The organism is Pseudomonas sp. yb_9 (assembly GCF_043103635.1).
Lineage (GTDB): Bacteria > Pseudomonadota > Gammaproteobacteria > Pseudomonadales > Pseudomonadaceae > Aquipseudomonas > Aquipseudomonas monteilii.
In genome coordinates this window covers 1-748 of sequence record NZ_JBICKA010000076.1, presented here as the reverse complement: position 1 = coordinate 748, position 748 = coordinate 1, and the positions used below count along the sequence as shown (strand labels likewise).

The 748-nt window shown below is 57.0% G+C and carries 1 protein-coding gene; it reads right to left on the bottom strand.

Annotated features, from left to right (window positions below; genetic code table 11):
* Positions 1-748, bottom strand: a 748-nt coding sequence (locus ACF8MI_RS20505; RefSeq protein ID WP_392517761.1) for an elongation factor Tu, incomplete at both ends; no start/stop codon positions are given.

Here is a 748-nt window from a genome sequence, read left to right as displayed (position 1 = left end):
AACATCTCAACACCGGTGCAGGTGGTGGTGGTGGTGTCACGCAGACCAACGATTTCCAGTGGGTCTTGAACGCGAACGATACCACGCTCGATACGACCGGTAACAACGGTACCACGACCCGAGATCGAGAATACGTCTTCGATCGGCATCAGGAACGGCTGATCAACGGCACGAACTGGCTCAGGGATGTAGGCATCCAGAGTTTCTACCAGCTTCTTGACAGCGGTAGTACCCATTTCGTTGTCGTCTTTGCCTTCCAGGGCCATACGAGCGGAACCGATGATGATCGGAGTGTCGTCGCCTGGGAAGTCGTAGGTGGACAGCAGGTCGCGAACTTCCATCTCGACCAGTTCCAGCAGCTCAGCGTCGTCTACCAGGTCAGCCTTGTTCAGGAAGACCACGATGTACGGAACGCCTACCTGACGGGACAGCAGGATGTGCTCACGGGTTTGTGGCATCGGACCATCGGCGGCCGAGCAAACCAGGATCGCGCCGTCCATCTGGGCAGCACCGGTGATCATGTTCTTCACGTAGTCAGCGTGACCTGGGCAGTCAACGTGAGCGTAGTGACGAATGTTCGAGTTGTACTCGACGTGAGCGGTGTTGATGGTGATACCGCGCGCTTTTTCTTCCGGAGCCGAGTCGATCTTGTCGAACTCAACGACTGCCGAACCGAAAACTTCGGAGCAGACGCGAGTCAGAGCTGCGGTCAGAGTGGTCTTACCGTGGTCAACGTGGCCGATAGTGC